Genomic DNA, 13,178 nt, shown 5'->3' with positions numbered 1-13,178 from the left:
GCGCCGCGCTGCCCGCCCTGGAACGCCTCGGGCGGGTGCTCATCGAGGACATCGCCGTGCCGCGCGGGCGCCTCGCGCAGGCCGCCGCCCGCGTCACCGAGATCGGCGCCGCGACCGGGGTGGAGATCTTCACCCTGGCGCACGCCGCCGACGGCAACCTGCACCCGATCATCGTCGTCGACCCGGCCGAGCCGAAGATCCCGCCGAGGGCCTGGGCGGCCGCCGAGCAGATCTTCGCGCTCGCACTGGAGCTCGGCGGCACGGTCACCGGCGAACACGGCGTCGGCGTGCTCAAGCGCCGCTGGCTGGCCACCGAACTCGGCAGCCGCAGCCACGACCTGCAACGCCAGGTGCGCCGGGTCTTCGACCCCACCGGCATCCTCAACCCCGGCCGCGCCCTGTAGCGCCACCCGCCACCCGACACCCGACCACCGCACCGCCCACCGCCCACCGCCCACCGGAATGAGCCCCGCCGCGCGGCGCGGTTCGCGAGGATGGTGGGGGCAGCAGGGGCGGTGCCACGACGGCGAGGAGCGGATCATCGACGGCGTCTTCCGGTCGCTGCGGGTGTACAACTTCCGGCTCTTCGCCGTCGGGCAGGTGCTGTCCGTCACGGGCACCTGGATGATGTTCACGGCCCAGGACTGGCTCGTCCTGTCACTCAGCGGCGACTCCGGGACGGCCCTCGGCCTCGTCACCGCGCTGCAGTTCACCCCGATGCTGCTGCTCACCCTCTACGGCGGCCGGCTCGCCGACCGGCACGACAAACGCCTGCTGCTCACCGGTGCCAACCTGGTCGCCGGCCTGCTCGCCCTGGCGCTGGCCCTGCTCGTGCTCGCCGGCACGGTGCGGCTGTGGCAGGTCTGCGCGTTCGCGCTGGCCATCGGCCTGGTCAACGCCATCGAGACGCCGACCCGGATGGCGTTCGTCAGCGAGCTGGTCGGCCCGGCGCTGCTGCCCAACGCCTCCGCGCTCAGCGCCGCCTACTTCAACATCGCCCGGGTCGTCGGCCCGGCCGCCGCCGGCCCGCTCATCGCCGGCTTCGGCACCGGCCCGGCAATGGCGATCAACGCCGGCAGCTACCTGGCGACCGTCGCGGGCCTGCGCCTGATGCGCCCGGCGGAGATCCACCGCCATGCCCGCCCCGAGGTCGCCCCCCGCATCGTCGACGGGCTGCGCTACGTGCTCGGCCGCGCCGACCTGGTCGTCGTGCTCGGCCTGGTCGCCGTCGTCGGGTTGTTCGGGATGAACTTCCAGCTCACCGTGCCGCTGCTGGCGCGCACCGTCTTCCACGCCGACGCCACCTCCTTCGGCCTGCTCACCACCGGGCTCGCCGCCGGCTCGCTGGTCGCCGCGCTGCTCACGACCGGCCGGCGCAACCGTCCGCCGGCGATGATGGTGATCGTCTCGGCGTTCGCGTTCGGGGCGCTGGAGGCGGCGACGGGCGTCGCGCCGACCTACCTGGCCGCGATCGGACTGCTGGCGCTGACCGGCTTCGCGAGCCTCTACTTCGCCCAGGCGGCCAACCACCGCATCCAGCTCGGCAGCGACCCGAGCTACCGAGGTCGGGTGATGGCCCTGTACAGCCTCATCCTGCAGGGGACGACGCCGCTGGGCAGCCTGGGAGTGGGCTGGCTCGCCGAGCACCACAGCGCCCGCGCCGGCTTCTACGTCGGCGGCGTCGCCTGCTCCCTCGCCGCGATCGTCGCCTGGGCGGCGAACCGCAGATGGGCCCCCGCGCCCGCCGCGTCGCCTCTCGCTGCGTCGCCTTCCGCCGCGTCGCCTTCCGCTGCCGCCGCGTCGCCTCCCGTCCTGGCGCCTCCCGTCCTGGCGCCTTTCGCCGGGTGCCCGGGAGCCGGCCGGAAACAAATCGATGGTGATGTGGCCAACGCCCCTTCACAAGGCGAGCCGATGGCCGGCGCGCCGCCTAATGTGTAGCCATGCGAACTCGTCCGAAAAAGGCGGTTCCGACGCCAAGGCCGGGTGCTGGTCCGGGCTGGAGAAGGTGGTTTGAAGATGACCGTGTCCGCTGAGACAGACCGGTGGCTGCGGCGGTTTCATCCGGGCCCGCCCGATGCCCCACGGCTGGTTTGTTTCCCGCACGCGGGTGGGGCGGCGAGCACCTATCTGCTGATCTCGAAGGCGTTGTCACCGGTCGCCGAGGTCCAGGCGGTGCAGTATCCGGGCCGGCAGGATCGGCGGGCGGAGCCGGCGCACACGGCCATCGCGCCGCTCGCCGACCGGATCGCCGAGGTCCTCGCCCCGCTCACCGACCGGCCCCTGGCCTTCTTCGGGCACAGCATGGGGGCGGTCGTCGGCTTCGAGGTCATCCGCCGGCTGGCGGCGGCCGGCGGGCCGGCGCCGTTCGTGCTGTTCGCCTCCGGGCGCCGGGCGCCGTCGGCCGAACGGTTCGAAACCGTCCACCGCCGCGACGACGCGGGTTTTCTCCGGGAGATGCGCGAGCTCGGCGGGACCGATCCGCGGGTTCTCGCCGACCCCGAACTCGTCGAGATGGTGCTGCCGCCGACCCGTGCCGACTATCAGGCGATCGAAACGTATTCCGCGCCACCGGACGCAGTGATCAGCACCGCGGTCGTCGCGATGGTGGGGGATTCCGATCCCAGGGTGACGCTCGCCGAGGCCGAGCTCTGGCGCCGGCACACCACCGGGTCGTTCGAGCTGAAGGTGTTCCCCGGCGGCCACTTCTACCTGGCTGACCAGCAGGGCGCCGTGGTGGACGCGGTCTCGGCCGAGCTCTCCGCCGCGCGACGCGCCATACCCAGTCACGAAACAGGAGAACGATGATGCCGGTTGAATTCGTCAATGCCGCCAACTGGCGTGAGCCCGGTGCGGGCATTGCGGCCGACTTCTGGCGTGGCAAGCTCGACCCGGAGTACGTCCGTCGATACACCCGCACGCTGGAGGATTTCGGGTTCGACTACACGCTGGTGGCCTACCACTCGGCGGGTCCGGACCAGTACGTGCGCTCGGCTGAAATCCTCACCTACACCGAGCGTCTGAAGCCGATGGTCGCCGTGCGGCCGAACACGTCGTTCCCGACCGTTGCCGCCCAGGCGCTGGCCACCCTCGATCAGCTTGGCAAGGGGCGCACGGCGGTTCACATCATCTCCGGTTCGAGCAACGAGGAGCAGCAGCGGCAGGGCGACTACCTCGAGAAGGATGCTCGCTATCGGCGCTCCGCCGAGTTCGTGCAGATTCTGCGGGACGTGTGGACGAAGAGCGAACCGTTCTCGCACCACGGCGAATTCTACGACTTCGATGACTTCGGGCCCGGCTACCAGACGTATTCCGGTGAGCCGCTGCCGGTCTCCCTCGGCGGATCGTCGGACTACGCCTACGCGGCGGGCGGCGCGCAGGCGGACATCTTCGCGTTGTGGGGCGAGCCGCTCGAGCAGACCAAGCAGCAGATCGACCGGGTCTACGAGGAGGCCCGGAAGGTCGGCCGAACCGGCAGGATCCGCTTCTGGGTCACCTTCCGGCCGATTGTTGCCGAGACCGACGAACTGGCGCAGCGCAAGGCGCGCAAGATCGTCGACAAGTCCAGGGCTCACTACGGCGAGGTGCTGAAGGTCAACCTGCCGAACGTGGGCTCGCAGCGCCTGCGCGACATCGCGCAGGAGGGCGAGACCCATGACGGTGGTGTGCTCTGGACGCCGCGATCGATCGCCGGGGCCGGCGGCGCCTCGTCGTTCCTGGTCGGCTCGCCCGAGACCATCGCGGCGGCGCTCGTCCGGTACGCCGAGCTCGGCGCGGAGGTGATCTCGCTGCCGACCCTTGGCGACATCGGCGATGCCATCGACACCGGCCGCTACATCATCCCACTCGTGCGCGAGGAGCTCGCCCGTCGCGAGTCCCGCGAGAAGGTCGCGATCTAGGAACGCAGCGCGACAGACCGATCAGCTCGCGAACACGCCGCCGCCCCGCCGCCGCCCTCACAGCGGGATGTTGCCGTGCCGGCCGCGACGGGACGGCGCGGCCGCGATCGCCCGCGCGATGCGGGGGCGGGTGTCGACCGGGTCGATGACGTCGTCGATGACGCCCAGCGCCACCCCCCGTTCGACGCCGCCGGCGGTGCGGGTGTGCTCCTCGACGAGGCGGGCGAGCACGCCGGGCCGGTCGTCGTCGGAGGCGGCGCCCAGCGCGCGCCGGTGCAGGATGCCGACGGCGGCCTCGGCGCCCATCACGGCGACCTCGGCGTCGGGCCAGGCGAGCACGGCCGTGGCCCCGAGTGAACGGGAGTTCATCGCGATGTAGGCGCCGCCGAACGACTTGCGGGTGATGAGCGTGACCCGGGGCACGGTCGCCTCGGCGAAGGCGTAGAGCAGCTTCGCGCCGCGGCGGACCACCCCGTCCCATTCCTGGCCGACGCCGGGCAGGTAGCCGGGGACGTCGACGAGGACGACGAGCGGGACGCCGAAGGAATCGCACATCCGCACGAACCGGGCGGCCTTCTCGGCGCTCAGCGAGTCCAGGCAGCCGCCCTTGCGCAAAGGATTGTTCGCGATCACCCCGACGCTGTGGCCGTAGAGCCGGCCGAGGCCGACGACGACGTTCGGCGCCCAGCGCGGCTGGAGTTCCTCGAAGCCCCCCGGGCCGTCGTCGCCGTCGAGCAGCCGGTACACCAGCGGATGCACGTCGTAGGCCCGCCGCACTCGCTGCGGCAGCAGCGACCGCGGGTCACGCGGATCGGGGCCGGGTGGGTCGCGGGGGTCGGGCGGGTCGGGCGTGACCAGGCCCTGGCCGGCGTCGGCGGGCGTCTCGGCGTCGGCGTCGACGGTGGCGGCGTCGACGTCGACGTCGACGTCGGCGGTGATGGCATCGGCCTCGACGGTGATGGCATCAGCGGTGATGGCGTCGGCGGCCGCCTCCTCGGCGGTGATGGCGTCGAGGTCGACGTGCCCGGGCGCGGCGAGCAGCGCGGTGATCCGCCGGGCCCGCTGGTAGGCGTCGCTCTCGGAACGGGCGACGACGTGAACGACGCCGGAGCGCCGGCCGTGCGCGTCGGCACCGCCCAGACCCGCCATGTCGATCTGCTCCCCGGTGACGCTGCGCACGACGTCCGGACCGGTGACGAAGACCCGCCCGTCGGGCGCCATGATGACGACGTCGGTCAGCGCCGGCCCGTACGCGGCGCCGCCGGCCGCGGGCCCCAGCACCACGGAGATCTGCGGCACCCGCCCGGAGGCGTGGATCATGGCGGCGAAGATCTGGCCGATGCCGTCGAGCGCCTCGACGCCCTCGGCCAGGCTCGCCCCGCCGGAGTGCCACAGCCCCACGACCGGCACGCCGTCGCGGACGGCCGCCTCGATGGCGGCCACGATCTGCCCGGCGCCGACGGCGCCGAGCGCCCCGCCCATCCGGGTGCCGTCCGTGCAGAAGGCGACGGCGGCCAGGCCGTCGATGCGGCCCCGCCCGGCCAGCACCCGGCCGCCGGCGGGCGTGGCGTCGGCGACGAACGAGCCCGCGTCGAAGAGCTGGGACAGCCGGCGAGCCGGGTCGCGCACATCCTGGCCGGGGATGACGACCGCGGTCTGGCCGATCCTGGTCGGCTGGGTCATGGCTTCCTCTCCCGCACGACGCCGGTGGCGGCGACCCGGTGTCGCAGCTGCGATCCTCGGGCGCCACCCGCGCCGCGCCACGGGTCGGTCGGTCACCGGCGGGCGGGGGCGCCCTCGGTGTTCCTGCCAGTGTCGGCCGGCGGTCTTGCATTCCCCTAAAGAATCGGTCGTGCCTGCTCCTGTCCGGCGGGGAGCGGAAAGGATTCGCCGCATTCCTGGTTCGGGCGCGGTTTCGCGGCCGCGGAACGCCGACCCTCGAAAACACGGCGACCGGCCGGCACCCCCGTGCCATCTCGACCGCATGGCACCGGACACGCATTGACGCTGATCGTCATGATGCGCTCATATTGTCCCCGCGGTAGCGGGAATACGGACAAACAGGGCGAGGCGCCGGAGGTGGCGGCCCGGGCGTCGAGGAGTGGACTGTGGGGCTGATCGCCGGCTGGTGCCTGCGGTACCGGTGGATCGTGGTGGGCACGTGGCTGATCGTTCTGGTCGCCGGCGGCGTCCTGGCGGGCCACGAGGGCGCCCGCTACCACCAGGCGTTCGGCGTCGCCGGCACCGACTCCCAGCTCGCCACCGACGCCCTGGCGACCGTCGTGCCCGGCGGCCTGCCCGACACCGAGATGATCGTCGTGCGGGCCCGCGACGGCGACATCAACGCCCCGGCCGTCCGCCAGCGGATCGCGGCGATGACCGCGCGGGTCGCCCGACTGCCCGGCGTGGCCACCGCGATCGATCCGTACGGGCCGGCCGGCAGCCTGCTGCTCGGCGTCGAGCCGGTGGCGCGCGACGGGCACGCGGCGATCGTGGGCGTCGTGATGAAGGGCGCCGCGACCAGCCCGGACCTCGCCGCGGTGCGGCGCCTGATCACCACCGCCCGCGCCTACGACGGGCCGGACCTGCAGGTGGAGATGTCGGGCATCGGCACGACGATGATCGTCCAGGGGGACATCTCCGTGACCCCCATCGCCCTGGCCGTCGCGGCGGCCACGATTATCCTGTGCCTGGTGGTACGTGCGCCCGGCGGGATAGCCGTCTGCGCACTGGTCGCCGCCGCGACCGCCGGCGGGGTGCGGGCGACCGGGGCCGCCGACCGGCTCGTGCGGCGGGTCGCGGTCTGCGGTGGCTCCGGCGGGGAACTGGTCGGCGCGGCGCGGGCCGCGGGCGCGGATGTCCTGGTCACCGCGGACGGGCGGCATCACTACGTGCTCGACGCGGTGGGGGAGCATCCGATCGCCGTCGTCGACGTCGCCCACTGGGCGAGCGAGTGGCCGTGGCTCGCGCACGCCGCCGCGCGTCTGGAGGCCGGTCTGCGGACCCGGGGACGTACGGTGAGTGCATCGGTGTCCGCTATCGTGACCGATCCCTGGCGGTTGCACGTTCCGTCCCGGTAGTCGGCGTCGCAGGCGGATGCCCGGCTCGCCGGGCCGGGTTCGTCTCGGATCCCGCCGACCGCTGCACTTCGCGGGCCGGGCGGCGCGGTACCGGCAAGGGCGTCGTCGATCGTGGTCGATGCCGATGTAAGGACATACCGGTGAGGAGTTCATGAAGGCCGACCCAGCAATTCAGCTCCGCCTGCTCGACCTGCAGGCCCTCGACGCCGGCCTGGACCGGCTGGCCGCCCGCCGCCGTGGGCTGCCCGAACTCGCCGTCATCACCGAACGCACCGCGGCCCTGGGCACCCTCGACGACGAGGTCGTCGAGGTGCGCACCGAGCTGGGCGACGTCACCCGCGCCCAGCGCAAGCTCGAGACCGAGATCGAGCTCGTCCGAACCCGCTCCGCGCGTGATTCGCAGCGGCTGGAGTCCGGGGCGGTGTCGAACTCCCGCGAACTGGAGAACCTGCAGGCGGAGCTGGCTTCGCTGGCTCGCCGCCAGGGCGTTCTCGAGGACGACGCGCTGGAGAAGATGGAGGCCGTCGAGGGTCTGGAGGGACGGCTCGCGGCCCTCGCCCAGCGTCACGCCGACCTGCAGGCGGAGATCGACGCCGCGACCACCGCGCGTGACAAGACCTACGCCGAGATCGACACCGAGTCCGCCCGGATGCGCGAGAGCCGGGCGGCCCTCGCGCCCCGGCTGCCCGAGGCGCTGGTGACGTTGTACGAGCGGATCCGGGCGTCCTCCGGCGGGGTCGGCGCGGCGCCGTTGCTGCGCCGGCGATGCCAGGGCTGCCATCTTGAGCTCTCCGGCGGCGACCTGCGGGCGGTCGCCGCGGCCCCCGTCGACGAGGTCGTGCGGTGCGAGGAATGTCGGCGCATCCTGGTTCGTACCCCCGAGTCGGGGCTGTAGCGGCGGGTCGGTTCGGGCCGGGCGAGGCGGGCAGGGCGAGGGGAGTGGCAGATGAGCACGGTGCGCAGGCTGGTCATCGAGGCCGACGGCGGATCCCGGGGCAATCCGGGTCCGGCCGGCTACGGCGCCGTGGTCCGTGACGCCGCGGACGGAACGGTGCTCGCCGAACGGGCCGCGTCGATCGGGCATGCCACGAACAACGTCGCCGAGTACTCGGGCCTCGTCGCCGGGCTGCGGGCCGCCGCCGAAATCGCCCCGGATGCCGAGGTGGAAGCCCGGTTGGACTCCAAGCTCGTCGTCGAGCAGATGAGCGGCCGCTGGAAGATCAAGCATCCGGCCATGCGTCCCCTGGCCGACGAGGCCGCCGCGATCGCCCGCACCTTCCCCGTCGTGCGCTACCAGTGGGTGCCCCGCGCCCGCAACGCCGCCGCCGACCGCCTCGCCAACGAGGCGATGGACGCCGCCGCGGCCGGGCGCAGCTGGGAGCCGTCGATCCCGCAGTCACCGGATCCGGCGCCGCACCGCGCCCCCACCACCAACCGCCTCTCCGGCTGGATGGCCCCGCCGGCCCCTCCGACGACGACGGTGCTGCTGCGCCACGGCCAGACCCCGCTGTCGGTGGACAAGCGGTTCAGCGGAACCGTGGAGGCGTCGCTGACCGATCTGGGGATGAGCCAGGCCGCCGCGGTCGCCGACCGGCTGCGCGACGAGCCGTTCGACCTGATCGTCAGCTCGCCGCTCAAGCGCGCTCGGCAGACCGCCGAGGCGCTGGGCCGCGACTACGTCGTCGACGACGACCTGCGGGAGACCAGCTTCGGCGCCTGGGAGGGAATGACCTTCGGTGAGGTGCGCGAGCGCTTCCCCGACGAGCTCAACGCCTGGCTCGCCGACCCGAACGTGCCTCCGCCCGGCGGAGAGAGCCTGATCTCGACGGTGGCCCGGGTGGCCCGGGTCCGCGACCGGCTGCTCGCCGAGCAGCCCGGCAAGCGGGTCCTCGTCGTCTCGCACGTCACGCCGATCAAGGGCCTCACCCAGCTCGCGCTGGCCGCCGAGCCGACCGTCCTGTACCGCCTGCACCTGGACCTGGTCTCACTGACCACGATCGACTGGTACTCCGACGGCCCCGCCGTCCTGCGCGGCTTCAACGACACCCACCACGTCGCGAGCCTGAGCACCTACGGCGAGTAGCGCCGCGGCGCGCCACCGAACCGGCCAGGCGCCCGACCGCGCCCCGAGGCGGAGCCGATCGCCCGAGCTGGCGCCTGATCGCGCCCGGGCTGGAGCCAATCGCGGTCCGTTCTGCACGGTCTGAGTCGGCGGACCGTGCAGAACGCACCGCAATGCGCACCGCACACCGCGGCTGGTTGCTACTGGGCGCGGATCCCGGCCGCTGCGGCGCCGACCTGTTCCGGCGTCGGCGGCTTGTAGGTGAAGTTCCGACCGCGAAGATAATCGAGGAACGCAGGCTCCGGCGGCAGCTCGTGCTCCTCCAGATAGTAGGCGATGGATTTACTCCACACCCATTTTCCGTTAGTCAGGTAGAGATGGGAACCTGCTTCCCTCGAGATTCGTCCAATCTGTCGACCGATAGAGAGGAGGAGTCTGGCGGCGCTTCCTCGAACACGTAGCTGGCAGCCGGAGGACTTTTTGTGGCGGTGGGAAACGCCTCCGCGCGGATCAGCGCCGGCCCGCCGTCGGCGAGGATGAACGACCAGGTCACGAACCACGGCGGTGGGTCAACTGACACCTCCAACCGTCCGCCTACACCCACTGCGCCCACGACAGTCCCTGCGCGGCGCCGCTGGCGAGGGCCTCAGTCCGCCTGTATGGCTGCCAGGGCCGCATCGGTCCGTTCCTCGGTCGGCGCTTCGTACTGAAATGCTCGGCTGCGCAGGTAGTCCAGGAAGGCCGGCTCCGGCGGCAGATCGTGTTCCGTCAGGTAATAGGCGATGGATGCGTCCCAGATCCACACCCCGTCTGTGCAGACGATGATCGGCACCTGCTGCCCGCGCGCCGGGTCAAGTTGGTCGATGCCGAGGCCGGCCGCACGCAGAATCAATTCGCCTTGCTTGAGGTAGGCCAGCAGCTTCGCGCGCTCGGATCCGGAGGATAGTGGTGGCCGTCCGGCGATGAAAGGCACGCCATCGGTCGTGCCGTCGAATACACTCGCCACCTTGAAGTCACCCAGGATCTGAGGCATCTCTACCGCCCTTCGGTTCTCGGTTGGAAATCGAGCCAGGCACCGTCATGCGGCACGGTCGGCCGCGGAAATCCGAACCTGTCCAGGCGCACAGAGGCGCTGTATACATTACCGTGTTTGTCGGAGATGGCGAGTTCGGTGGGTGCGGTCACGGTGACGCCGAGCTGGTCGGCAAGTTTCTGGGCCACCGGGTCCTCGCCTCGGCCGGTCTCACACGACATGAGGCGAATCGGTCGGCCCTGCCAGTTCTCGTCCTTGCGGATGAGGGCAGCAAGCTGGCGGGCGTCGAGATCCTGGCTCCCGACCCGGAACGAGGTCGGGTTGCCGTGCAGGTCGGCGGTGTAGCGACCGAGTGCGGGTTCGGCGGTGGCGGCAGCCTTCCACATCCGGTCGTCGGATTTCTCGTAGAAGGCGCGGCCGTCGGCGGTCGGCTGGCTGTCCCGCCAGATCCGGGACAACCGCCAGCCGAGCCGCTCCGGGCCCGCCGTCCCGTCCTTGGCCCGCGCCTCGGCGGCTTGAGTCTCGCCCTCGGCCCGGCCGGCGGCACGGTCCAGCAGGTCGAGTTTGCGTTCGAGGGCAGAAGGGCCGGGCGACGTGCCTGCGGGCGGTTGACGGTCCGTCACCCGCAACGGCTGGTCGTCCCTGGACGTCTCTGTTCCGCCCGCTCGGCCGTCAGGCAGCCGCGTCTGCTCTTGTCCGCCGAAGGTGCGTGCCGGGCCGTTGCCCGCCGCGGGCTGCCGGGTGCTCGGCTGCTCTACGCCAGATTTCTCGGGGGAATCGACCTGGTCGTCCTCGGTGGCGCGGGCGGAGTCGGCGGCGGAGGCTGCTCGTCGATCCAGCAACTGTGCCTTCGCCTCGGCGCGGCTCGACCCGGTGGCCTCCTCCGGTCCGACCGGCTCCGGGGACGACTCAACGTCTGAGCGCCAGCGGTCGATGGACATCGTGACCTAAAGTAACAGACTTGCCATATCCGAGTAAGTAAACGATGTGTGTAGGGGGGAGACGTCCAGTACGAAATATGATCAAGGTAGCCGCTGGGGTCACGGCGTCAGGCTGATGTCCCTGCCTGTGTCCGCTGACGGCGGTAGCGCTCGACGAGGAAGGACACCAGGAACAGCCCCGCCCCGACTGCGGCATGGGTGAAGCCCCAGAAGATTGCCAGCCAGATGGTGAACAGGCTGCCGACCACTGTGCCGGCGTGACGCTGGAATGTCTGCGCTGCGGTGCCCCCGAACCGCCGGCGGACGGCTGCGGACCCCACAGTTGCCACCACCAGGTTGACCGTCGCGAATCCGAGGAGCCACGTGTAGTCGCCTGGTGGCACGGTGTCCATGCCCCAGAATAGCGTGACAAGCGCACCTGGTTGTCGCCGATGGAGGATTCGGTGGCGCGGCTCAGGTCGAACAGGACCGGGCGGCGGGGATCGGGCCCGGGCGGGTGAGCAGCCCGCCGAGACCGGCCGGCTTCAGCCGTCGGCGAGCTGCCGTGCCTCCACGGTCATCTTCTGGATCAGCTGTTCCCAGCCCGCGAAGTCGGCGATGGGACCTGTCACTGTGAGCTCGACGAGCCCTTCGTACATCACGATCCGCCCTCCTTCCATCAGGTCCTGCTCCTCAAATAGCAGAGTTGCCACAGATCCGATGGTGAACCGTCGATGAGTAGGCGATCCTTGGCCGACTAGGCGTCGGTGAGTTCGTGGGCCTGCGTTCCAACCTCGCGGAACATCCGGTCCCAGTCCGGGGTCGAGCCACCCGTCGCGTGGACGGCCGCGCGTGTCGCCGCGAGCGTCGTGCGTAGGGCTTCTTCGAGAGTCGCGACATCCACGATCATCGTGACGTCGAGACGGCCCGTCTTCAGGTTGGTGCTGAGATCGGGGTCGATCACGTCATGAAGCTCGTACAGCGCGTCGGCGAGTCGGTCGGAAACCTCGTCAAGGTCGTCCAGCGGGCCGACTACCTGCAGCTCGACTAGCATCTGGTACTTCATCACGGGGCCTCCTCCCAGCATGTCCGGCTCTTCAGGTGTCCGCGGAGGTTCTTCTCGTAGCGCGAGTCGGATGGGGTGAGATGCACGGTGTGCTTGTGCTCTCCACACGGGCAGTAGATCTTGAAGTACTTCTTGCCCTTCTCGACTCTCCAGCTCTGACTCTCCGCCTGGCGGAGAAACGCCTCCACCTCCGCATGAACTTACCTAGGTTCCCGGGCCGGCCGCAGCGCCACGTGGGCAATTACATGACTGTAGTTCACTGCGTGTAGCTCTTCTGTGTCCTTGCGTGCGGGAGCGGTGGGCGAGGTCAGGACAGGCGTGGTCGGGCCGTCGGGGTTGGGTCCGGGCGGGTGAGCAGCCACTGGGCGACGAGCAGGTTGGGGACCCAGCAGAGGAACGGGACCACGTGGTAGGCGCGGTCGAAGGCGACGTCCGAATCGGTGCCCGCGCCGATCTGTACGGCGCTCATGACGAGCATCCACAGTCGTAGCGTGACCGCGGCGTAGGTGAGTGCGAAGGTGCGGATCGCCCACCGGCGATGGGCGGGGACGTCGCCGCGCCGAATCGCGCGCACGGCCGTGACGGCGAAGCTCGCCCAGAGCACCGCCAGCAGGCCGAAGCCGGCCGTGCCGATCGGACCGGCGAGGTTGACGGTGGACAGCGCCGCACCCGCCGTGCCGGCGAGGCAGATCGCCGCCACGGTGATCCGGCCGACGACCCGGTGCAGCCGGGGAACGCGGGCCCGAACCCGGGCCGAGAGCTGCAGCGGCGAGAGCAGCAGGGCGACGCCACCGAACGCGATGTGCAGGTACAGGAAGACCTGGAACACGGTCGACCGGTCCACGTAGTTGATGGCCACCTCGTTGCCCTGGTCGGCCTGGTCCCGCAGCGACGACGTCAGGTACGGCACCACGGCGAACACCGCGATGGCCAGGGTGCTCAGGCCGTACCACCAGGCGGCGACGGTGGTACGGCGGCGGCGAGGGCCCGGGAGGGGGCGGCCAGCGGGGTGGTCGATCGTGGTCATCGGGTCCTCCGGGAGGCGGGCGGGACAGGGCGAGTCCGGTCGGCGCGGGGCGGGGGCGCGCGGGGCGAGTGGGGCGAGCGGGCGGTGGCCGAGG

The 13,178-nt window shown here is 71.4% G+C and carries 15 protein-coding genes; 7 read left to right on the top strand and 8 right to left on the bottom strand.

Translation table 11 applies throughout. From position 1 onward, the window contains the following. The 4 genes from ND748_RS14445 to ND748_RS14430 all read left to right on the top strand — a co-directional run. Window positions 1-404, top strand: a 404-nt coding sequence (locus tag ND748_RS14445) for an FAD-binding oxidoreductase (protein ID WP_285902110.1), incomplete at its 5' end; no start/stop codon positions are given. A gap of 136 nt (window positions 405-540) precedes the next feature. Then, window positions 541-1,938 (top strand): MFS transporter, encoded by a 1,398-nt coding sequence (locus ND748_RS14440; protein WP_374215923.1) that lies wholly within the window; start codon window positions 541-543, stop codon window positions 1,936-1,938. A 78-nt stretch (window positions 1,939-2,016) separates the two neighbouring features. Further along, entirely contained in the window at window positions 2,017-2,805 is a 789-nt protein-coding gene (locus ND748_RS14435; protein ID WP_251746323.1) for a thioesterase II family protein, read from the top strand. Beyond that, the gene (locus ND748_RS14430) at window positions 2,805-3,896 is read left to right on the top strand and encodes an LLM class flavin-dependent oxidoreductase (RefSeq protein ID WP_251746322.1); all 1,092 of its coding nucleotides are present in this window, start codon (window positions 2,805-2,807) and stop codon (window positions 3,894-3,896) included. The genes ND748_RS14435 and ND748_RS14430 overlap by 1 nt, the downstream gene beginning before the upstream one ends. 57 nt (window positions 3,897-3,953) lie before the next feature. On the opposite strand, the gene ND748_RS14425 is transcribed toward ND748_RS14430, so the two are convergent. Beyond that, window positions 3,954-5,579, bottom strand: a complete 1,626-nt coding sequence (locus tag ND748_RS14425; protein ID WP_251746321.1) for an acyl-CoA carboxylase subunit beta — start codon at window positions 5,577-5,579, stop codon at window positions 3,954-3,956. A 425-nt stretch (window positions 5,580-6,004) separates the two neighbouring features. Here ND748_RS14425 and ND748_RS14420 point away from each other — a divergent pair, with 425 nt between their 5' ends. The 3 genes from ND748_RS14420 to ND748_RS14410 all read left to right on the top strand — a co-directional run bounded on the left by ND748_RS14420 (window position 6,005) and on the right by ND748_RS14410 (window position 9,059). After that, on the top strand, window positions 6,005-6,976 hold the full coding sequence (locus ND748_RS14420; protein ID WP_251746320.1) for a Nif3-like dinuclear metal center hexameric protein: 972 nt from the start codon (window positions 6,005-6,007) through the stop codon (window positions 6,974-6,976). A gap of 151 nt (window positions 6,977-7,127) precedes the next feature. Continuing rightward, entirely contained in the window at window positions 7,128-7,871 is a 744-nt protein-coding gene (locus ND748_RS14415; RefSeq protein ID WP_251746319.1) for a zinc ribbon domain-containing protein, read from the top strand. A 51-nt stretch (window positions 7,872-7,922) separates the two neighbouring features. After that, window positions 7,923-9,059 carry a bifunctional RNase H/acid phosphatase gene (locus ND748_RS14410; protein WP_251746318.1) on the top strand — a complete coding sequence of 379 codons (1,137 nt, stop codon included), beginning with the start codon at window positions 7,923-7,925 and terminating at the stop codon, window positions 9,057-9,059. A 179-nt stretch (window positions 9,060-9,238) separates the two neighbouring features. On the opposite strand, the gene ND748_RS14405 is transcribed toward ND748_RS14410, so the two are convergent. The 7 genes from ND748_RS14405 to ND748_RS14380 all read right to left on the bottom strand — a co-directional run. Beyond that, window positions 9,239-9,391, bottom strand: coding sequence for a hypothetical protein (locus ND748_RS14405; protein ID WP_251746317.1), 153 nt, complete (start codon window positions 9,389-9,391; stop codon window positions 9,239-9,241). Between the two features lie 293 nt (window positions 9,392-9,684). After that, window positions 9,685-10,071: a hypothetical protein gene (locus ND748_RS14400; protein WP_251746316.1), complete on the bottom strand. Its 387-nt coding sequence runs from the start codon at window positions 10,069-10,071 to the stop codon at window positions 9,685-9,687. 2 nt (window positions 10,072-10,073) lie between these two features. Next, window positions 10,074-11,012 (bottom strand): hypothetical protein, encoded by a 939-nt coding sequence (locus tag ND748_RS14395; protein WP_251746315.1) that lies wholly within the window; start codon window positions 11,010-11,012, stop codon window positions 10,074-10,076. 107 nt (window positions 11,013-11,119) lie between these two features. Beyond that, window positions 11,120-11,395, bottom strand: coding sequence for a hypothetical protein (locus ND748_RS14390; protein WP_374215922.1), 276 nt, complete (start codon window positions 11,393-11,395; stop codon window positions 11,120-11,122). Window positions 11,396-11,536: 141 nt separating this feature from the next. Beyond that, window positions 11,537-11,671, bottom strand: a complete 135-nt coding sequence (locus ND748_RS34050; protein WP_285902109.1) for a hypothetical protein — start codon at window positions 11,669-11,671, stop codon at window positions 11,537-11,539. A 77-nt stretch (window positions 11,672-11,748) separates the two neighbouring features. Next, complete coding sequence (locus tag ND748_RS14385; protein ID WP_251746313.1) at window positions 11,749-12,057, bottom strand: hypothetical protein; 309 nt, start codon at window positions 12,055-12,057, stop codon at window positions 11,749-11,751. Window positions 12,058-12,364: 307 nt separating this feature from the next. After that, on the bottom strand, window positions 12,365-13,178 hold an 814-nt coding region (locus ND748_RS14380), incomplete at its 5' end, for a DUF2306 domain-containing protein (protein WP_308205640.1).

The organism is Frankia sp. AiPs1, from assembly GCF_023716945.1.
Taxonomy (GTDB): domain Bacteria; phylum Actinomycetota; class Actinomycetes; order Frankiales; family Frankiaceae; genus Frankia.
This window is presented reverse-complemented; position numbering and strand designations above follow the sequence as displayed.